Source organism: Arsenicibacter sp. R0_47, assembly GCF_057652235.1.
Map to the genome: position 1 here is coordinate 594414 of NZ_JBYFCJ010000004.1, position 22595 is coordinate 617008.

11 protein-coding genes are annotated in these 22595 nt (G+C 55.5%); 3 read left to right on the plus strand and 8 right to left on the minus strand.

Annotated elements, in window-relative coordinates:
• Window positions 1-49: 49 nt before the first annotated feature.
• The 3 genes from AC23NW_RS11490 to AC23NW_RS11500 form a co-directional block, all read right to left on the minus strand.
• Complete coding sequence (locus AC23NW_RS11490) at window positions 50-478, minus strand: LytTR family transcriptional regulator DNA-binding domain-containing protein (protein WP_487449623.1); 429 nt, start codon at window positions 476-478, stop codon at window positions 50-52.
• Window positions 479-560: 82 nt separating this feature from the next.
• A complete protein-coding gene (locus AC23NW_RS11495; RefSeq protein WP_487449625.1) occupies window positions 561-1430 on the minus strand; it encodes a LytR/AlgR family response regulator transcription factor in 870 nt (289 codons plus the stop codon).
• A gap of 27 nt (window positions 1431-1457) precedes the next feature.
• A complete protein-coding gene (locus tag AC23NW_RS11500; protein ID WP_487449627.1) occupies window positions 1458-4514 on the minus strand; it encodes a sensor histidine kinase in 3057 nt (1018 codons plus the stop codon).
• A 212-nt stretch (window positions 4515-4726) separates the two neighbouring features.
• On the opposite strand from AC23NW_RS11500, the gene AC23NW_RS11505 reads away from it, so the two are divergent.
• From AC23NW_RS11505 to AC23NW_RS11515, 3 genes are all read left to right on the plus strand, one after another.
• The gene (locus tag AC23NW_RS11505; RefSeq protein ID WP_487449628.1) at window positions 4727-5464 is read left to right on the plus strand and encodes a porin family protein; all 738 of its coding nucleotides are present in this window, start codon (window positions 4727-4729) and stop codon (window positions 5462-5464) included.
• Window positions 5465-5710: 246 nt separating this feature from the next.
• A complete protein-coding gene (locus AC23NW_RS11510; protein ID WP_487449630.1) occupies window positions 5711-17308 on the plus strand; it encodes an Ig-like domain-containing protein in 11598 nt (3865 codons plus the stop codon).
• Between the two features lie 89 nt (window positions 17309-17397).
• A complete protein-coding gene (locus AC23NW_RS11515) occupies window positions 17398-17649 on the plus strand; it encodes a VF530 family protein (protein WP_487449632.1) in 252 nt (83 codons plus the stop codon).
• Between the two features lie 102 nt (window positions 17650-17751).
• On the opposite strand, the gene AC23NW_RS11520 is transcribed toward AC23NW_RS11515, so the two are convergent.
• The 5 genes from AC23NW_RS11520 to AC23NW_RS11540 form a co-directional block, all read right to left on the minus strand.
• Window positions 17752-20019 (minus strand): xanthine dehydrogenase family protein molybdopterin-binding subunit, encoded by a 2268-nt coding sequence (locus AC23NW_RS11520; RefSeq protein ID WP_487449634.1) that lies wholly within the window; start codon window positions 20017-20019, stop codon window positions 17752-17754.
• Between the two features lie 13 nt (window positions 20020-20032).
• Window positions 20033-20488: a (2Fe-2S)-binding protein gene (locus AC23NW_RS11525; RefSeq protein WP_487449635.1), complete on the minus strand. Its 456-nt coding sequence runs from the start codon at window positions 20486-20488 to the stop codon at window positions 20033-20035.
• Between the two features lie 95 nt (window positions 20489-20583).
• Window positions 20584-20967 carry a hypothetical protein gene (locus AC23NW_RS11530; protein ID WP_487449636.1) on the minus strand — a complete coding sequence of 128 codons (384 nt, stop codon included), beginning with the start codon at window positions 20965-20967 and terminating at the stop codon, window positions 20584-20586.
• 15 nt (window positions 20968-20982) lie between these two features.
• Window positions 20983-21567, minus strand: a complete 585-nt coding sequence (locus tag AC23NW_RS11535; protein ID WP_487449637.1) for a hypothetical protein — start codon at window positions 21565-21567, stop codon at window positions 20983-20985.
• 277 nt (window positions 21568-21844) lie between these two features.
• Window positions 21845-22276, minus strand: coding sequence for a hypothetical protein (locus tag AC23NW_RS11540; RefSeq protein WP_487449638.1), 432 nt, complete (start codon window positions 22274-22276; stop codon window positions 21845-21847).
• Between the last annotated feature and the right edge of the window lie 319 nt (window positions 22277-22595).

A 22595-nucleotide genomic window follows, 5' to 3' on the forward strand; every position in this document is an offset into this window, starting at 1 on the left:
CCCGCTAACCGGACGATACGCTCCCCGGGGCAGTTCCGGATTTGCCTGGCTACGAAACCGGCGCTTCCCGCTCGAACCGAAACCGTCCGGTATGCTGTGCCCAGTGGTGGCGGAGCTGAAACTGACGGCGCCGCGCCACCATAATCTGTACGCCGTTTGTTAACGTCACCTGTAGTTTTTTCGGATCATTGGCTACGCGCTTTATCGAAAATACGTACGCAGCATTCACCATGGCATCTTTCCGGATTCGCCAGAAACCTGGCAGCTGCTGCTGGTAGCATTTCAGGGTATAGCTGCTTAACAGGGTCACGTTATCAACCGTATGAATGCGGGTGTAATTCCAGTCACCCTCCATCCACAAAATGGCATCGGCAAAGATCTGCCGTTTGTCAAACATGATGAATTCGTCAGTGGTAGTGCTCGGCATCGTGAATAAAAAATACGTTCGGGGATATGTCGGAAAGTCGTCTTTCTGCATGACCAAACTAGGTAGTTCACAATATCTTACCAATCAAAAACTAACAACCCGGCGGTTATTTCGCACAAATACACAGGTTCGTTTAATATAGGTGGATACCGGTACCACGCATTCCCCGCAGCCAGGCATTCAGCAGTCCCCGCAGATTCCGGCGCAGACCGGAGGACATTACCGTACCGTTTTCGCGCTGCCTGACATACTCTTTCATCAGCATGTTTCCGCGCTGTGAGGTAGCCAGCCGGTGCCCTGTGGTCAGCGTGACTTCGCTGGCACGCTGATTAAACTCACGGATATACATTGCATTGACGAGTAAACTCTGATGGATCAGCAGAAAATCATAGTCATCCTGAAGGGTGCGCGTAAAATGACCGATGTTGATTGTGGCGGTCAGCGGCTCCTTTTCCCCTTTCAGAAATACTTTTGTTATTTCCCGGTCGGCCTGAAAATAGACGATTTCCTGTACGGCCACCAATCGCCGGACACCGCCCAGCAACCGGATGGCAATCCGGTCGAACCGGTCACCCTGCCGTTGCTGCTCCAGCATGGCCCTGACCTCTTCCAGCATGGTATCATGCGCTTCCAGTCGCTGAACAGCCGTGTCGATCGCCGCCCGTAACTGGCTTTCATTGACGGGTTTCATGATAAAATCAAGGGCTGTATAGCGCAGGGCTTTCGTTGCATTTTCGAGTACGCCGTGGGCTGTGATAAAGATCAGCTGCGGCAACGGATGACCGGCTGCATCCAGCCGCGCCAGCACATCAAACGAGGTACCGCCCATAATCTGAATATCGAGCAGTACAATATCGGGCTGCCGGCGCACCAGCAACGCATAGGCTTCGTCTACGCTTCTTGCTTCACCGGCAAGCTGAAGGTGCGGATAATCCCTTTCCAGAAAATACCGGATAACCTCCAGACTATCAATAGTATCTTCAACTACAGCAACAGTTTTCATGCGGATAACAGGTTAATACTATGCGATTCATCGGTCTTCACTCCGGGCAATGGTTATCGTCACAACCGTTCCGCCTGCCAGCCGGTCATCAGTCTGCACCTTAATGCTGTACCCCAGCAGGTTGAGCGTATCAACGCGCTGCTGCACAAGCGTGGCCCCGAGCGAGCGGTAGGCTCTCTGTGAATACTGATGAATCTGCCGCATCTGTTCGCGGCCGATGCCATCGTCTTCCACAATACAAACCAGGGTTTCACCGAGGCCAATGAACCGGATCCACAGATTACCGGGGCCCGTTTTATGGACCAGACCATGTTTGATTGCATTTTCGACAAACGGCTGGATCAGCATTGGCGGTAGGGTTACCGTTTCCGGATTCAGCTTCCCGTCGAGGCTGCCGGCGTCGAAATGTACGGTAATTTTATCACGGTACAACAACTGTTCGAAGCGCACATAGCTGCTGAGCAGGTTCATTTCTTCGGCCAGCGTTATTTCCCGTTCGGCCAGGCGCTGGTTCCGCCGCCGGCTGCCGGTTACCGCCGACGTATTCAGAAACCCACGGACCAGGTTCGAAAACTCAACCAGCAGGCCGGCCGCTTCGTCAGGCTTATTTTTAAGAATCAGGTTTTGCAAAGGTACCAGCACATTGAACATAAAATGGGTATTGAGCTGGGCCTGTATGGTCTGAACGCTCAGAAACAGGCTTTCCTTTTCCCGTTCACGCAGTTGCCGGTTTGCCAGACTCACCTGTTGCCGCCCGCGGATAACAAACCAGAGCAGCAGGCCACCTGTCAGTAAAGCCCCGGCCAGAAGATACGGTATGATTTTCCGGAACACGGGCGTTTCATAAAATGCCATGTCTGCCTGGAAATGCAGGGCAGTCAGTTGTTCATGAACCTCATGGAGACCGCCCGTTCTCGCCTTTACCCGCAGTGTATGCGCTCCGCTGCCGTACTCATGAAGCTGAATAACCGGAGCCGTCTGCCAGTCTGACCACGGCTGGTCATCCAGCTGCCAGGCATACTGCGTCTGTGCCGGCCGGTTATCACCCAGTACTTCCAGTTCTGCGGTAAGCCCATGCTGCCTGCCGGTAAGGGAAAACACGGTGTCGCCGTACGAAAACGGCAAACGCTGTCCGTTCAGCTTCCGGATTACCGGCAGCAGCGGTTCCGGACGCCGGGCAAAGCGTTTGGTGTCAATATAACACAGCACGGTTCCCGACGTGATCCAGGCCCTGCCTTGCCGGTCCTTATAAAATCCGGCCTGCCCGGGCTGAATTCCCGGATACCCTGTCCGGTGATTCAGCAACTGTAAAACAACCTTCTTCTGCCGGTACCAGGTTGCCAGATCGAACAGAAAAACACCCCTGGTTTCCCCGATGGCCAGCACCGAGTCGGTCAGCATGCCGACAAACGCTGCCTTGCTGCGGAATGTCCCGGCGGCTATCCGGACAACCTGCCGTGTCGAACGGTCAATGTAGCCAAATCCGTCGCGTGTTGCCAGCCAGATGGTTCCGCGGGTATCTTCACACAGGTCGGTGACGGCCATAGCCGGTTTTACCCCCTGCGTTTCCGTATAATTAACCACCTGCTGCGTGCCGAAGTGATATCGGGCCAGTCCCATTCCTGTACCCAGCCAGTACACATCAGGCTCATTGGCGGCAATCGCACTAAGGCCGTACAGACAGGAGTGCAGCCCCTGTTTTGCCGTAATTTTCCGGATCAGCCGGCCTTGCCGGTACACCCGGAAGCCACCGGGCATCCCAACGAAAACGCGGTCCGTGCGGGGATCATGGTAAAAAAACAGGGCGGTACCGTCTTCCGGACGGGTCAGAAAATGAGCGTCCCTGCCATCGAACACCAACGGACCGGTTTCGTGAGGCAGATACAGCAAGCCGCTGTGATCCTGAACAGGATGGTAATAGTACCGGTCCCAGAGCGTCTGCTTATCGGGCCGGCCGGCCGACAAGGCTTTCAGGAGCCAGGGCGCCTGTAACGGACTGACCATTCCGTTGTCCTCGCCGGTCCGGCTATAGCGCTGCGGCGGCGTACCGTAATTCAGCAGCCATATGTTGCCGTCCGGCCGTTCGGCGACACTCCAGACATAAGGCACCTGCTGCTCATCGAAATAGCGGAGTCCGTTATCGAAGACTTCGACCAGCCCTTTATCGGTCCCGAAATACACTTTCCCGTTCCGGACAACCGGAGCCGTGTATGCCAGATTTCCGGGTGAACGGTGGATGACGGTCACCGTCCGGCTCCCGCCCGAATACCGGAAAAAAGATCCGGAGGGATTATCCAGGCAGTAAAAATCCCCTGAAAACGGCGCCAGCGCCTGTCCGGTACCCCTGTTTATTGCCAGAAAAGGGACAGGTGTCTGTCCTGGTTCGGCAGTCAGGTACCGGGACGCTCCAAGCTGATTAGCCTCCCGCAGGATTACCTGCGTATACCCCTGCATCAGATGGGCCTGAAACCCCGCAGGCGGCGCATAATCGCTGATCCGGAAGCACCGGTTAGCGACAATAAAGTATAACCCTCCGGATTCAGGACCTGCGGTAAGCCACAACCGTTTCCCGGTCTTATCCCACCGCAGGCTTGTGACCACCAGCGAATCTACACCCGCCACGGTTTGAGCCGCCTTCCGGTAGGTACCATGCTGAAACAGGTATAGCCGGTCTGAAGCCACAAACCAAATCCGGTCCTGATCGTCAATCTGTAGCGGGGTATTGTTTAACGTCAGGTGATCCGGAAAGGGGAAGTGCTTAAACGAGGCTCCGTCAAGCGAGGTAAGGCCCTCCCGGGTCATGATCCAGATGTGTTTTCGGCTGTCCTCGCCGATGCCCTGTATATAGGCTGACCCGAGCGACAGGTCATGCCGGTCGAACTGCTCAAACTGATCGCCGTCAAATTTGGCCAGCCCGTCGGTCGTACCCAGCCAGAGATAGCCTCTTGAGTCGAGCAGGCTGCTGGCAATCTGCATATTCGGCAGCCCTTCCCGCACCGTATAGTGCCTGACCGGATAGAGCTGCCCGAATGCGGGGGCACACCCAATCATCAGCAATAAGGCAATACGGCACAGATATTTCATGTCCGGCAATCTACAGTTCAGGCTGCACTTTTTCCAGCATAAAATAACAAATGGCACTGTTTTACGAACAAGTGTGCGTTTTCCTGACCTGCTCCCACTTACTGCTGTATACCGGTCTGCCGGTCTGCACCACCTCTATCGTGCAACCGCCGCTTAAATAGGTTTCCTGAACAACCTGCCGCAGACGTGCGTACTTACCCTAAAACAACGTTATGAAAAAGACAATCGCACTACTATGCCTCTTATCCGGCCTGACCATGCCGACGTACGGCCAGTTTTTTGCCGATCTGGAGACGGGTCTGGTCCTTGGAACACCTTATAACACCATCCGCCGGCCTACCATGGGCGGCACCACCTTCGATATTGGCAAAGACCTGAAACCGGACGCAAAGCCTTTTTACCGGATCCGGCTGGGGTATACCATTGCTGACCGGCATACCATTTCGGTACTGTATGCGCCGCTGACCGTTACCTACAAGGGTGCCTTCAGCCAGCCGGTGCAGTTTAACGGGGAGTTTTTCCTGGCCAGCCAGCCGATTGAGGCAAAATACCGCTTTAACTCCTACCGGCTGACCTACCGCTATGATTTTATCCGTACCGACAAGCTCCGGCTGGGTCTCGGCCTCACGGCTAAAATCCGGGATGCCGATATCAAAATCAGCGGTGATCAGCGTACGACAAATTTCAGCAATGTAGGCTTTGTTCCGCTGCTGAATTTTTATGCCGGATACCAGCTGGCCAATCAGTGGCACGCGGTGCTGGAAGGCGACGCACTGGGCTCGAAACAAGGCCGGGCAGAAGATATCTTTCTGGGTGCAACCTATACCATCAATCCTACAGTCAGTCTGAAAGCAGGTTACCGTGTGGTGGAGGGTGGTGCCAATGTTGATCAGATTTATAATTTCACCTGGATTAATTACGTGTCTATCGGCGCCCGTATAACGCTGTAAAGCGCTTTTTCAGGCTAAAAAAGCGGGCCGTCATTAGAAACATGGCCCGCTTTTTGCATTTCAATTATCATACTTACACATAAGTAAACAATACCATACGGCTTACTTTTTTTCCAACAATCTAAACAGCTTAAATTCACAATCCTTACCAAAGAGTTACTTATAACAACCATCTACTTTTAACCATTTTAAGCCAAATGGTATATTAATTGTCATTCATTAGAGCATAAAGTAAACATTGCTTTAATGAAACGTTTATACTCAGCATTTCAGAAACTTTTTTTACTGGCGCTCTGCTGCACTTTTCAGGCCGGACTTTACGCACAGGTTGTACCCGATAACGTTTACTATATTCCGCTTCCGGAGCCTCAGCTGCAAACAGCCTTTAAAAACCTGACCACGAACCCTGCCACAACAAACGTGATCAGTAATACCATTCTGGTAACGATCTCCATTGTCTCTACCAACAACAATACGGTGATCTACTATGACCACTGGGAGGATGGGTACCAGGCTAATTTTTCCGGCACCAAACAAAGCAGTACCCAGATCTGGGGCGACAATGACCCTTCCAACGGGATGCCTCCCGGGTATTCGGTTGATAAAATCAACGCCGGTGACCGGATTAACCTCGTCAACAACGTTTCGCTTCCCCGCAGTACCAGCACCATCGTTTATGACGGCCGCGATAAAATTGCCTCTACCAAATACCTCTCCGTTACCCGGATCGGCGTGCCGACATCGCCTGGCTCGGTGCTTGGCTCATCCGTGGAAGTCTACGATACAACGGTGTACGACCGCGCTTTTCAGCTGCCGATCGGTGAAACGTCTGATCTGAACGCGGGTTCAAACTGTTGCTTGTTTGAATACACGTCCATCTTTGTGATGGCCCGCGAAGATGCTACCACCATCGAAATTGATGCCAATGCCGATGGCACCTATGAAACAACGGCAACCCTGAACCAGGGGGAAAGCTATCACTTCAACGGCAGCAGTGTCGGCGATGTGGTGGCGGGGGCAGCTGTCCGGGCGAATAAACCGGTGCAGGTCGATCTGGTAACCGGTGACATCGGCGCTGCCTATGAATCGAGGACATTTGCCATGTATCCGACGGCGCTCTGGGACAACTGCTACTATAACCCGGTCGGGCGAACGACGGTCAATGCCGACGTTAATGCCTTTATTTTTAACCCCGGCCCGTCCTCACTGACCATCAACGCCCGCACCACCGGCGGTGTTTCCAGCTTTACGGTTGGCCCGAAAGCCACCTACCGCTACAATATGCCCGATAACTCCGGTGCTCACTTCTATACAACCAACGAAAGCGACAGGTTCTTTGCCGTCGGGGTACATGACGCTGACGTGACCGAGCAATCGACCTGGGACTGGGGTTTTTCGCTCCTGCCGGAAGTCTTTCTGACAACAGCCGCGGTGGTGGGCTATGGACCGGGAACCTCTGATCCGGTCAGCAATACCGGTAATGGTAGTCCGGTCTGGGTACTGGCGATCAACGCCACAACCGTCTATGCTGATTTCGACGGCGATCCGACTACCGGCCCGCTGACCGACCCCAACGGCGGAAAATATGATGTAGCCTATCAGGTTGTTGCCGATCAGTCGTTGCGTATTTTCGACAATAATGACCGTGACCAGACCGGTATGCGCGTGTATACGCTCGATGGTACGCTCATCGCCGTAGCCTGGGGCGAGGATGCAGCCACGGCCGGCCCTGGTCTTCCATTTCTCGATCTGGGCACTACCGTTACTCCCGACCGGAAAATTATTGTGTCCAAACTCGCCGCTATATCCGTGGATAACGGGCAGCCGGGCATCGTGGACCCCGGCGATGAGGTAACCTACCGGATTGTGGTGCAGAATGCATCCCTGCGCTCTCGTAATGTGGTGTCGATCACGGATACGATCCCTGCGGGCTTTACGTATATTGCGAACAGTACGCGCCGAAACCGGACCACCGTTATCCCCGACCAGACCAGCCCCAATACGGTGTTCCCGCTGGATGAAACCGGTTATAATCTGGGGGACCTGATTCTGGCGCAACGGGATACGCTTTCTTTCCGGGTAGTTGCCCAGCGCCCGCTGGTGGCTAATGCGACCGTAACCAACCGTGTCACCTACAGTGATAACCTCAATGATCAGGTCAGCGGCCAGGTAACGATTTCGATCAATCAGGCCTATCCGCCGGTGGCCAACCGCGAGGCTGTCACCACGCCGTTTAACACCAGTGTAAGCGTAAATGTGCTGACCAATGACACCGACCGTGCTTTCCGGCCGGCCGCACTGACTAATGTCTCGGCACCGACGATTTTCACCCAACCTAAAAACGGGACGGCCACGCTGACCAACGGCGTGCTGGTTTACCGGCCCGGCAGCACGTTTGCGGGCCGGGATACGGTCATTTACCGGCTGTGCGACAACCTGAATACCAGCCTCTGCGATACCGCCCTGGTTGCCATTACCGTTCAGTCGGTGCCACCTGTGGCCAACCGCGATAACGTCACCACGCCGTTTAACGTAAATGTCCAGATTAATACGCTGGCCAATGACGTGGATAAGGCCAACCGCCCCGCTTCGCTGACGGGTGCATCGGCCAATGTCAGTTCGTTTTCGGTGATTACACAACCGGCCAACGGCACCATTGCCATCGGCGCCAACGGGCTATTGACCTACAATCCGAATGATACCTATGCGGGGACCGACCAGCTGATTTACCGGATTTGCGACAATGTCAATACCAGTCTCTGCGATACGGCGCTCGTGTTTATCACCATCCAGTCGGCCCCGCCGGTGGCCAACCGCAACGATGTTTCGACGGCCTTTAACACCAACATTACCATCCCGATTCTGGCCAATGACGTCGATAAAGCCGGCCGGCCGGCGGCGCTGACCAATGTGTCGGCCCCGGTCATTACCCAGAACCCGGCCAACGGCGCGGTGGTTGTCAATGCGGACGGGTCGATTACGTATGACCCGAACGACACCTTTGCCGGCACCGATCAGCTGATTTACCGGATCTGTGACAATGTCAATTCCAGTCTCTGCGATACGGCGCTGGTGACGATCCGGGTGAACTCGGCCCCGCCGGTGGCCAACCCGGAAACGGTTAACCTGGCGTTTAACGTCACTACGACGGTCACTATCCTGGCCAATGACGTGGATAAAGCCGGACGGCCCGCGGCGCTGACCAACGTGACCGCTCCGGTCATTGTGGTGCAGCCGAAGCATGGTTCAGCCATGATCAATGCCAACGGTACGCTCACGTTTAACCCCGATGACACGTTTGCCGGACTCGATACGCTGTACTACCGCATCTGCGATACGTTCTCGGGCACCCTATGCGCCACAACCTACGTTGCGTTCAATGTGGGTTCCAATGCGCCTACGGCCGGGGCAGACGTCACGTCTACGCCGTTTAACCAGAACGTGACGGTAACCATTCTGACCAACGACACCGACCGGGCGTCGCAACCGGCCAGCCTGTCGACGGTCACCCTCCCGCAGATTCTGTACGGCCCCGTCAACGGAACGGCTATTATTAACGCCAACGGTACGCTGACTTATAACCCGAATGACACCTTTGCCGGGGTCGATACCATCCGTTACCGCATCTGCGATAACGTGAATACCAGCCTGTGCAGCAATAATCTCGTTACCATCACGGTTCAGTCGGCCCCGCCGGTGGCGAATCCGGAGAGCCTGACCATTAATTTTAATGTCACAATGACGATTGCGGTACTGACCAACGACGCAGATAAGGCCGCACGGCCCGCAGCCCTGACCAATGTGACCGCTCCTGTTGTCACCCAGAATCCGGCCAACGGGGTGGTTGTCGTCAATGCCGACGGGACCATCACCTATAATCCGAATGACACCTTTGCCGGGCAGGACACGTTTATTTACCGCATCTGCGACAACATCAACAATGCGCTTTGCGATACGGCGCTGGTCAGGATTCTGATTCAGTCAGCGCCGCCGGTGGCCAATCCGGACAGTTATACGACGGCCTTTAACACGAATAGTACGATGGGCGTACTGGGTAATGATGTTGATAAGGCTGCCCGACCTGCCGCGCTGACCAACGTCTCGGCTCCGGTTATTGTGGTGCAACCCGTCAACGGGACTGCCATCGTCAACGCCAACGGAACCATTACGTACAATCCGGACGATACCTACGCAGGGACAGACCAGCTGACCTACCGCATTTGCGATAACATTACCTCATCGCTTTGCAGTACGGCTTTGGCCACCATACTGATTGGTTCGGCCCCGCCGGTGGCGAACCGCAACGACGTAACAACAGCCTTCAACACCGACATCTCCATTCCGGTACTGGCTAACGATACTGACAAGGCCGGTCGGCCGGCGGCCCTGACCAATGTATCGGCACCAACCATTTTCAGCCAGCCGGCCAACGGAACCGTCCTGGTTAACGCCGACGGAACGATTACGTATAACCCGAATGATACGTTTGCGGGGCAGGACTCGTTTGTCTACCGGATCTGCGACCTCATCGACCCCTCGAAGTGTGATACGGCCCTGGTGGTCGTGCAGATCGGCTCAGCCCCGCCGGTGGCGAATCTGGACAGTTATACGACAGCCTTTAACACAAACCTGACGATGACGGTGCTGGGCAATGACGTTGACAAAGCCGCGCGGCCTGCAGCCCTGACCAATGTCTCGGCACCAACTATTTTCAGCCAGCCGGCCAACGGCACCGTCCTGGTCAACGCCAACGGGACCATTACCTACAATCCGGACGACACCTTCGCCGGGCTGGATTCCTTTGTTTACCGGATTTGCGACCTCATCGACCCCTCGAAGTGTGACACGGCGCTCGTGACGGTACAGATCCTTTCCGCCCCGCCGGTAGCCAACCGCAACGATGTTTCGACGGCCTTCAACACCAACATTACCATCCCGATTCTGGCCAATGACGTCGACAAAGCCGGTCGGCCGGCGGCCCTGACCAATGTCTCGGCCCCGACGGTTACGGGTCAGCCAGCCAACGGGACCGTGCTGGTGAATGCCGACGGGACAATTACCTATAACCCGGACGATACCTTTGCCGGGCTGGATTCCTTTATCTACCAGATTTGCGACCTCATTGACCCCTCGAAGTGTGACACGGCGCTCGTGACGGTGCAGATTCTGTCCGCCCCGCCGGTGGCCAACCCTGATAGTTACACGACGGCGTTCAATACCGACGTGCTGATGACGGTGCTGGCCAATGACGTGGACAAGGCGGCTCGCCCGGCAAACCTGACGCTGGTATCACAGCCGGTGATTGTGGTACAGCCCGCCAATGGTGCGGTAACGGTGAATGCGGACGGGACGATTTCGTACAACCCGAATGACACCTTTGCCGGACAGGACGTGTTTGTCTACCGCATCTGCGACCTGATTGATCCGTCAAAGTGCGACACGGCCCGGGTCGTGGTGCAGATTCTGTCGGCCCCGCCGGTGGCGAATCCGGACAATATTAACCTCGCCTTCAATCAGACCATAACCTCACCGGTACTAGCTAACGATGTCGATAAGGCAGCCCGTCCGGGCGCGCTGACGAATGTCTCGGCACCGGTCATCGTGACCCAACCGGCCAACGGGACCGCTGTTGTCAATGCCGACGGGACAATTACCTATAACCCGGACGATACCTTTGCCGGTACCGATCAGCTGGTATACCGCATCTGCGATCTGATTGATCCGGCGAAATGCGATACAGCCCTTGTGACATATAACGTCGGGTCGGCCGCTCCTAATGCGACCAACGACGTACGCAGTACGCCGTTCAATACCGACATAGCCATCTCTGTTCTGGCCAACGATACCGACAAGGCGGGCACACCGGCTAACCTGACGCTGGTAACGGCACCGGTTATTCTCAGCGGTCCGGCCAACGGCTCGGCTATCATTCTGAACGGGGTACTGGTGTATAATCCGGATGATACGTTTGCCGGCGTTGATATACTGACCTATCGCATCTGTGATGTAGTGGACCAGAATAAATGTGCAACGGCGCAGGTAACCATTACGGTGCAGTCGGCGCCGCCAACAGCACAGGATGATACTGCCACAACGCCGTTCAATACCGACGTTACTGTCACGGTGCTGACCAACGATGTTGATAAAGCCAACCGCCCCGCCGCCCTGACCAACGTATCGGCACCTGTGGTTATTGACCAACCGGCCAACGGCGTGGCTACGGTGAACGCCGACGGGACAATTACGTACAACCCGGACAACACCTTTGCGGGCCGCGATACGCTTGTCTACCGGATTTGCGACAACATTACTCCTACCCTGTGCGATACGGCCCTGGTTAGCCTGCTCGTGCAATCAGCGCCGCCAACGGCCAATGCCGATGACCTGACAACGGCGTTCAACATCAACGTGACGATTCCGGTGCTGGCCAATGACGTGGACCGCGCCAACCGCTCGGCCAACCTGACGCTGGTCAACGCCCCGACGATTATCCGCCAACCGGCCAACGGCGTGGCGACGGTGAATCCTGACGGGACGCTGCTGTATAATCCGGACAATACCTTTGCGGGTATTGATACGCTGATTTACCAAATCTGCGACAACGTCAATCCGGCTCTCTGCGACACGGCGCAGGTGACCATCAATGTGCTGTCGGCACCGCCGGTAGCCGCTAATGATGTGTTTTCGGTTGGGTTCAATATCACGGTAACGGTTCCGGTACTGGCCAACGATACCGACAAAGCCGGTCGCCCGGCGTCTGCCACCGGTGCATCAGCGAACATTACCCTGCCACAACTCATCGCGCCACCGGCCAACGGCGTGGCAACGGTGAACCCTGACGGGACAATCACCTATAATCCGGATAATGCCTTTGCGGGCAGCGATACGTTGTTTTACCAGATTTGCGACCGCTACAACCCGACGCTCTGCGACACCGCACGGGTTATTCTCAACGTTGGTTCAGCCGCCCCGACCGCCAATCCGGATCAGGTGACCACGCCGTTTAACACGTCTGTGCTGATCAGCATTCTGGCTAATGACGTTGACCGTGCTAACCGGCCGGCCAACCTGACGCTGGTGACGGCTCCGCAACTGGTCACGCTGCCGGAAAACGGCACGGCCATTATCAACGCCGACGGAACGCTGCGCTTTACGCCGGTCAGCACGTTTGCCGGTCAGGATACGGTGCGCTACCGGATCTGTGATCCGTTTAACCCGACTCTCTGCGACACCACGGACGTCATCATCACCGTGCTGTCGGCACCGCCGGTCGCGAACCGGGAGGATGTTAGTACGCCGTTTAATACGACGCTGGACATTTTTGTTCTCGCCAACGACATTGACAAAACCGGCAGCCCGGCCAGTGTTACCGCCAACGTCACGATCCCGCAGATCATTGCCCAGCCGATCAACGGTCAGGTCGCTGTTCTGCCGGACGGCCGGTTAACCTATAATCCGAACAATACCTTTGCCGGCCGCGACTCCCTGATTTACCGCCTCTGCGATACGTTTAACCCAACGCTCTGCGATACGGCGCTCGTTACCATCACGATACGGTCAGCGCCGCCGGTCGCCAATCCGGACAGCCGGATCATTTCGTTTAATCAGACGGTTACGGTTCCCGTACTGGTCAACGACACCGACAAAGCCAGCCGCCCCGCCGCGCTGACCAACGTGACCCTGCCCTCTATCGTAGACGGACCACAAAACGGCACGGCACTCGTGAATGCGGACGGGACGATTACCTACAATCCGGACGACAGCTATGCCGGACCGGACTCGCTGCGGTACCGCATCTGTGACACGTTTACTCCGGTTTTGTGCGACACCACCGTTCTGCGGCTGATCATCCGGTCGGCTCCGCCGGTGGCAATTGACGACCAGACCACAACAGCCTTCAACACCCCGGTCAGCCTGACAATTCTGGCCAACGACGTGGACCGCGCCAACCGGCCCGCTTCGCTGACGCTGACACCGGTGGGCAGTGTGGTACTGCCGCAACTCGTTGAACCGGCACGCCACGGCTCGGCCACGATCCTGCCGGATGGTGTGCTGAGCTATACCCCGTCCACTGGCTATGCCGGGCGCGACACCCTGCTTTACCGCCTCTGCGATGCTGTAAACCCGGTACTCTGCGACACGGCACAGGTCATTATCCGGATTGGCTCAGCGCCGCCGGTAGCCGTCCGGAATGACACGACAACGGCTTTCAGAACGCCGGTCAGCCTGGCGATTCTGGCCAATGACGTCGACAAGAACGGTAACCCGGCCAGCCTCAGCGGCGTCGCCCGGAATGTCACAACACCGGTCATTATCCGGCAGGTAACAAATGGTACGGCAACGCTGGTGGTGAGTGCATCGGTGGCCGTGCTGAACTACGTACCGGGCAGCACCTTTGCCGGCCGCGATACGCTGATTTACCGCTTGTGCGACATCGACGATCCGGCCTTGTGCGATACGGCGCTGGTAACGATCAATGTGCGCTCGGCCCCGCCGGTGGCCGTGGCCGACGGATTTAACGTGCCGTTTAATACCAGTGTGGTCGTTCCGGTGCTGCTGAACGACAGCGACAAGGCATCACGCCCGGCATCGCTGACCAACGTAACCCTGCCGGAGATAACCGGTGTACCACTCAACGGGACGGCAGTCATTCTGACGGACGGATCGCTGCGTTATACGCCAACGGCCGGATACGCCGGTCCGGATACGGTTCGGTACCGCATCTGCGATCTGTTTAACCCAGTGCTGTGCGATACTACACTGGTGGCGCTGGTAGTTGGCTCGTCGGCACCGAATGCACTGCCTGATCTGGCCGATACGCCGTTTAACACGCCGGTTTCGGTCAGTGTGCTGGCCAATGACACTGACCGAAACGCACAACCGGCCACGCTGGGTATGGTGACCGTGCCGCAGAAATTAACCGACCCGCGGAATGGGACGGCCACGATTGATGCATCAGGAATCCTTTCGTATACCCCCGCCACCGGTTTTGCCGGACCGGATACCTTAACCTACCGCATCTGTGACGGGGTCAATCAAGGGCTTTGTGATACAACACAGGTCATTATCCGGATCGGATCGGCCCCGCCGGTGGCTGTACGGAATGATACCATCACCGGCTTTAATGTTAGCGTAATCATCCCGATTCTGGCGAACGATTCCGACCGCAACGGCAATCCGGTTGTTTTCAGCACGACGATGGCCAGCATGGTTGTCCTGCCGGCTATTACCAGGACACCTGCCAACGGCGTGGCTACCGTTCAGGCAGATGGCTCATTGCTCTACAATCCGGATGACAATTTTGCGGGACGTGATACCCTGATTTACCGGTTATGCGACATCGTTGATCCGGCACTTTGCGATACAGCACTGGTTACGATTCTGGTGCTGTCGGCCCCGCCGGTGGCGACACCGAACAATTACAACGCCGGGTATGGCTCACCGCTGACGGTACCGATTCTGGGCAATGACCTCGACAAAGGCGGTAATCCGGCCTCGCTGACCAGTGTCAGTCCACCGGAAATTGTGCAGCAGCCTGCCAGCGGAACGGCCATTGCCAATCCGGACGGCACTCTTACGTTTATACCCGCGCCGGGCTTCGCAGGCACCGACACGCTGCGCTACCGCATCTGCGACCTGATTAATCCGGCGCTGTGCGATACCTCGTTTGTTGCCATTACCATAACCTCCCGACCGCCGGTCAGCATTCAGGATAACAGCACAACGGCCTTCAACACCGATGTACTCATCCCGATTCTGGCCAATGACCTTGACCGTGGCGGCCGGCCCGCGAGCCTGACGCTTACACCGACGGGCGGCGTTACGCTGCCGCAGATTCTGGTACCGCCAACACGCGGAACCGCCGGTATCAATCCGGATGGTTCCCTGCTCTATAACCCGAATGATACGTTTACGGGAACCGACACGCTGACCTACCGCATCTGCGACGGGGTAAACACCTCCCTTTGTGATACGGCGCTGGTAACCATCCGGGTGAACTCGGCCCCGCCGGTCGCCAGTCCGGATGCAGTGACGACCACATTTAATACGGATGTGCAGATTGTGGTTCTGGCGAACGACACGGCAAAAACCGGTCAGCCGGCGAATCTGACCAATGTAGTGGCGCCGGTTATCCTGCAACAACCCGCTTCCGGCATTGCCTCGGTTCAGCCGGACGGACGTATCCTGTACAATCCGAACAATACGTTTGCCGGCCGCGACACGCTGATGTACCGCCTCTGCGACATTGACGATGCGACGCTGTGTGATACGACACTGGTTACCATCCTTGTGCTGTCGGCCCCGCCGGTAGCGACACCGGATGCGGTCAATGTTTCGTTTAACAGCACGATTACGGCATCCATTCTGGCCAACGACGCCGACAAAGCCGGCCAACCGGCCAATCTGCTGACGGTAACCCTGCCGCAGATTATCGTTCCACCAGCCAACGGAACGGCGGTAATTAACGCAGACGGGCGTATTACCTACACGCCGGCCACCGCGTTTGCCGGTATTGACCGGCTCCAGTACCGGATCTGCGATGTAGTTGATCCCACACAATGCAGCTCAACTACGGTAACGTTCAACGTCGGGTCGGTAGCGCCGAATGCTATTCAGGATGTAGCATCGACCCCGTTCAATACGACGGTAACGGTCAATGTGCTGAACAACGATACCGACCGTACGTCGGGTCAGGCGAGTCTGTCGTTTGTAACGGCGCCGATCCTGGTCAGCGGACCGGTCAACGGCAGTGCGCAGGTCAATGCCGACGGCAGCATCACGTATGCGCCAACGACCGGTTTCGCCGGAACCGATACCCTGCGCTACCGCATCTGTGACCGGGTGAATCCGATTCTGTGCGACACGGCCATCGTGGTGATCAATGTCGGATCGGCACCACCGGTAGCCAATCCCGATCAGGCTACAACGCCGTTTAACACAACCGTAGCCATTAATGTACTGGCAAATGACCTTGACCGTAACGGCCAGCCCGCGACGGTCGGGGCGGTGACCCTGCCGGTCATTATTTCCCAACCGGCCAGCGCCACGGTGATTGTCCGGCCGAACGGTACGGTCGTCTACGACCCGATTGGTGCCTTTGCCGGACCGGATACGCTGGTATACCGCATCTGCGACGGCGTGAATACGACGCTGTGCGACTCGGCACTGGTCGTTGTTTTTGTCGGTTCGGCGCCGCCCGTGGCCAATACGGATGTCGTGACTGCGCCTTTTAACAGTACAGTTGCCATCGACGTGCTGGCCAATGACCTCGACCGCGCCGGTCAGCCGGCCAGTGTGTCAACCGTTACGGGGCCGGTAATTGTACGGCAACCGGCGAGCGCCACGGTGATTGTCCGGCCAAACGGTACGGTGGTGTACGATCCGCTGGACGCCTTTGCCGGACCGGATACGCTGGTATACCGCATCTGCGACCCGGTCGATGGTAGTCTGTGCGATTCGGCACTGGTTGTTGTTGTGGTGGGTTCAGCCCCGCCGCTGGCCGTTCCGGATGCAGCGACGACGGCCTCCGGAACGCCGGTAACGATTGCGGTACTGGGTAATGACCTTGACCGTGGCGGCCGGCCGGCCAGTCTGGCCACGGTTGGGGTTCCGGATATTTTCGTGCAGCCCGCCAACGGAACGGTACGGCCGAATCCCGACGGAACGCTTACCTACACGCCGTTTGCCCGGTTTACCGGTACGGACACCTTCCTGTACCGCATCTGCGACCGTGTCGATCCCACGCTCTGTGTGACCACGCTCGTGACCATCACCATCGAACCAGCCGGTTGCCCCGACACGCCGGTTTGCGTACCGGTGCTGATCCGGAAAATACAGCGATAGGCAACAATAAAGGCGAAGGCCCGGGGCAATGCTCCGGGCCTTCGCCTTTATTGCGTAACTTGCATCACGTTTTATTTTACCTGCATTTTATGACGCCTGCACAGCCTAACAACCCGTTACACGGCATTACGCTCGAACGCATCGTTACCGAGCTGGTCGATTACTTCGGCTGGGAAGAACTCGGAAGCCGCATCCGGATAAACTGTTTTAACGACAATCCGAGTGTTAAATCCAGCCTGACCTTTCTGCGAAAAACGCCCTGGGCCCGCGAGAAAGTTGAGCAGCTGTACATCCGGATGGCGGAGAAACAGGCTAAGAAGCAGGCAGCCCGGAAACCCTGACAGGCCAATACGTAACCCGAACTAAAGCAACAGAGAATACACAGCGTTTTTCCCTTTTGTATTCTCTGTGCTGTGGTAAACGAGGAAAAACAGGGAAGCTGTTTACTCCCCAGTTTTTTCCTGTAATTTCACTCCTTCCGGACGGAACGGCTGGTTGTAATGCCGCTTGCCGGTTGTTTTGTACAAGGCATTGGCAACCGCCCCGAATACCGGCGGAAACGGCGGTTCGCCCAGCCCGGTCGGATCAATTTCGTTCTGCACAAAATGAACGTCGATGCTCTTCGGGGCCTCGTTGTGGCGGATCATCCGGTAATTATGGAAATTAGTTTGTTCGGCCGCACCGTCCTTGTGGGTCAGTGCCCCGTACAACGCGTTGCCGATCCCATCGACAACCGCTCCCTGTACCATGTTCTGCGCCGCATCGGGGTTGACCACAATGCCGCAATCAATCGCACTCGTCACCTGTTCCACGTACGGTTCGCCGTTCCGAACGACCATATCCACCACATGGGCAGCATAGGAGTTGTGGCAGAAATAGGCCGCTACGCCGCGGTGTTTCCCCGCCTGCGCAGAGCTTCCCCAGCCGGATTTATCCCGCACCAGTTCGAGCACACCGGCGTACCGGTCAGCGTCATATTCATTGTTTTTGCCAACCGGATTTGCTTTGGCGCGTTTCAGCAGATCGAGGCGGAAACTGATCGGGTCTTTGCCCATGAACTCAGCCAGTTCGTCCAGAAACGACTGTTCGGCTGCGGCGTTAAAGTTCGATCTCGGCGCCCGGAAAGCCCCGATAGTGATGTTCGACGGAATTTCCCAGCCCTCGGCCAGGTAATTGTCAATAGCACCGGCCGGAAAGCGGTTTGCCGCAATCGGATGCTCGGGAATCCCGCCGCCTTTCACATGGAAACCAATCAGGTTTTTTTCCGCATCCAGCGCGGCGCGGTAGGTTGCGGTGTACATCGGCCGGTAAATACCATACGTCATGTCGTCTTCGCGGGTATACATCAGCTTTACCGGTGCATTGACCTTTTTCGAAATCAGCGCCGCCTCCACCAGATAATGCCCGTAGGCCCGGCGACCGAAGCCACCGCCCATCCGCGTCATCTGAATTTCCACTTTGTCAACCGGCATATTCAGCACCTTTGCCAGCGTACCCGTCACCAGCGACGGTGCCTGCAACGGCCCGACCAGCAACGCCTTTTCGGCCGTTACGTGGGCGAAGAAGTTCATCGGCTCCATGGTGTTATGGGCCAGAAACGGAGCGGTGTACGTCCGTTCGATCACATGGGCAGCCCCCTTGAAAGCCGCTTCCGGGTCGCCGTCCTTACGCAGCACGGTAGCGGCCTGTTTTGCACGCTCCTGCATCTGCGTCAGTTGCGAGGCGGTACTTTCCAGCCCGCCCGGTACGATTTCTTCCCGCGCCGGGCCGCTCCAGCCTTTCACCTTTTCTTTGGTGTCGGTCGTAACCTCCCACTGCACCTTGAGCTTCTTTTTGGCGTTCATCACTTCCCAGGTCGTACGGCCCACCACAACCACCAGTTCGTTAAACGTGCGGGTATCAAAGGCCGACCGTTCGTACCCTTCTTCAAATAACCGGATCGGGAAAACGTCCATAATGCCCGGCATTTTCAGGGCCTGCGCCGCGTCGAACGATTTCAGCTTCATGCCGAAGGCCGGCGGGTGCTGTACCATCGCAATCAGCATGCCCTCCTGCCTGTAGTCGAGACCGAACAGCGGTTTTCCGGTGACCACCTTAACGCCCTCCGTATTTTTCCTGGACCGGCTGACAATGGTAAAGTCCTTCGGTGCTTTCAGTTTCACGTTCTTCGGCACCGGCACGGCGGCGGCTTTGGCGGCCATTTCGCCGTAGGTTGCTGTTTTGCCACTGGTATGACTCAGCACACCGGCTTTGGCCGTAATCTCACTGACGGGCACCCCCCATGCCTGCGCCGCAGCCTCACACAGCATCAGCCGCGCCGACGCCCCGGCATTCCGCAGCGGCTTCCAGTAGGTCCGGACCGACATACTGCCACCCGTGAACTGCGACCCGAATTTCAGGTTATCGTGAGGGGCCATTTCTACGACCACATTCTTCCAGTCGGCATCCAGTTCCTCGGCCACCATCATCGGCAGCGACGTCATGACGTTCTGACCGAACTCAGGGTTGGGCACCATGATTTTGATGACGTTATCCGGCGTGATCCGGATATAGCCGGTTAACTCATGCCATTGGCCGGCAAGGTTCAGGGCTTCGGTTTTTCCGGCCGCTCTGGCTTCGGTCAGCCACGAAAAGCTCAGCATCAACCCGCCGCCTGCCAGGGCAGAAGAAATCAGAAAAGAACGTCTGCTGGTATTTTTTTTCGTTTCCATGATCAGTCAGGGTTTATTTCTTCGCAGCCGATTTAATAGCTTCCTTAATGCGCAGGTAGGTGCCGCAGCGGCAGATATTTCCGCTCATGGCCGCATCAATATCCTCGTCGGAAGGCGCAGGATTGCCTTTCAGCAAAGCCGCCGCACTCATGATCTGCCCTGCCTGACAGTAGCCGCACTGGGCCACATCGTGGTCGAGCCAGGCCTGCTGCACCGGATGCTCCCCGTTTGCAGACAACCCTTCGATGGTCGTGATGGCCTGCTTCCCCACCGCCGACACCGGATAACTGCACGACCGCATCGCCATACCGTCGACATGGATTGTGCAGGCACCACACTGCGCCATGCCACAGCCATACTTTGTGCCCTGCAAATTGAGGTGATCACGCAACACCCAGAGTACGGGCGTCGCCGGGTCCGCCTCCACCTTCCTTACTTTACCATTGATTTTCAGCTGAAAAGTCGCCATAGGTTTATGAACATGAATAGTCTGCAACGAAGATGTAAAGAAATTACTTTTTGCGGAATGTGCGGTAACGCTTTGCAAACAGACTATTACGAAAATCAATTAATGGCTGCGCCCCGCGTGGATTCGCCCAGCGTGGATTCGCCGACAGGCTTTCCGGTGGCATCCTGAACCGGAATACGGAACGCCAGCTCGCGGTTGTAGTCAAATTTCACCGGCTCATCGCGCAGCAGGTTCCCGGCTTCATCGACGCTAATGACCGTTACGCCGGCCGGGTTGTAATTGCGGTACTGCACTTTCTTGTCCTGATCATCGAACCGGTAGGTGATGCCTTCGAACCGGTTGCGGTCATTGCCGATGGCAATGGTGGCTGGGTAGCGCTGCGGAACAATATAGCGGACCATTTTCTGCAGGTTAGCCTCGGCATTGGGCTTTACGTTCTCACCCCGCTGCACAATCCGCCCCGTAGCAGGGTCGAGCATGGTATGCAGGTAGGTTTAGGCCACGCCCGTGCGGTAGTTGGCGTAGTTGAGACCGGCCCCTGTGCTGTAAAGGCTTGGGGTAGCGGTCCAGCGCTCGGGCAGGGCCACCTGCGGATAGCGGACCGGCACCTGGCTCATGTCGCCGCCGAAGGGAAGTCGCTGGGGACCATCCGTAGGGATGGTGCCGAAGACGGCAAAGTCTGAGTTGGGGCTGTCGGGTTTCTGCTGACAGAACACCTCACTTTGCTGCGCCGTCAGCTGACCGGTGGCATCGTAGGTCTGGGTGCTGAAGCAGGCCGCGTTTGACGGGAACTCCGCTCCTTTCGGACGGTCCGACGCATCGGTGTGGGTCTCACTTTTGGGCAGCACCCGGCCGGCAATGGGCCGGGCCGCGTTCGGCATGTAGCTGGTGAAGGTGAAGCCTCCGCCCGGCTGCGTCCTCACATGCAGCACCTCCACCGGAAAAGGTGGAAGCTTATAGGCATTGAGTTGAATATCCGTACTGACGGCCGGTTTCATGGGTTGAGCCAGCACGTTGACGCTCAGCAGGCCCAGGGCTGCGGTGAGGATAACGGTAGTACGCGGGTAGTGGTGGTGCATTGGTTTATGGGTTACGGATGCCCGCAGGCATTGGTTATGATCAACTTTGTTTTGTTTGCCAGCGGGTGTGGTAAACCTCTCCGGCTGGCGGTTAGCAAGCCTAACAAATTGTACGTTAACGCTTGACTTTATCATAGCTATCGGAGCGTGCTATACTATTACATCAATTGGTAGAAGTTATCCGGCAGGCACGCCCGACCAATTGACCGCCATTACCCATGATTAAAAAAATATACTACAACCCTTTATTTTATCATAGATAATCGAAAAAAGGAAATCAAAATAAATTATTTTCATAAAATTTCTTTTTAAAAAGCTGCGCTATCAAAAATAAAACTAACATAATGAGAAATCCTATCCATCTTCCGATATCTAATTGACTAAAGTCTTCGACTATCCACATTATAGGTATTATACTAATTATTATTGAACCTATTTTAATTGTTAAATTTATGCTCATATTATATTTTTCGATAAAAATATAATCGTTAATTATTAAAATAATAATTACAAAAATCAGTATAAATGCCTGATAAATAAAAATTACCATACTCCCTAAAAGTAGATCAATAACCTCAGGAATATTAATTATTTTTTGTTCTTTTATAGTTAGAATAAAATTCAATAAAACAATAATAATTGTTGCAGCAATAAACCCTGCAATATAAGTAACTAAAAATACAAAATTTCCTTTTATGATATTTTTCATATTTATCTATTTTCCACACTCACCTGTTTCACAGTCTGGGGCTGCTAACTTAACAAGATTTTCACTATTCCAAAAGTTAATACTTATTATTTTATATGTTCTGTAATCATTATTTTCACTTATAGACAAATCTTTAGACATTAAAAATGTACCATCCCTATTAATAGGGATATTTATATTTATCATTCTACTGTAATCATAAAATGGGTTCTTTAATAATTCATTAGCTAATTCTAGTCTATCAGGGCTTTCTCATAAAACCCTATGCATGGTCATAAATTCGATTAGTGAGTTAAAATCATCCGCAAACTGATCGATT